The 214-nt window shown below is 47.7% G+C and carries 1 rRNA gene; it reads left to right on the top strand.

Features of this window, described 5'->3' with window-relative positions:
• Window positions 1–154 precede the first annotated feature (154 nt).
• A 5S ribosomal RNA gene (gene rrf, locus OGV85_RS24505) occupies window positions 155–214 on the top strand; the annotation flags it as partial.

Genomic DNA, 214 nt, shown 5'->3' with positions numbered 1-214 from the left:
AAGCGTAGCGATACGTTGAGCTAACCGATACTAATGAACCGTGAGGCTTAACCTTACAACGCCGAAGATGTTTTGGCGAAAGACAGACATTGATTTCAGCTTGATTACAGATTACATCGACAGACCCAAAAAGTGTGTTGATAAACAGAATTTGCCTGGCGGCTGTAGCGCGGTGGTCCCACCTGACCCCATGCCGAACTCAGAAGTGAAACGC

It is taken from the genome of Citrobacter sp. Cf132 (assembly GCF_030333885.1).
Classification (GTDB): Bacteria; Pseudomonadota; Gammaproteobacteria; order Enterobacterales; family Enterobacteriaceae; genus Citrobacter; species Citrobacter freundii.
Note: the sequence above shows the minus strand (reverse complement) of the source record. Positions and strands in the feature narration are given on the sequence as shown.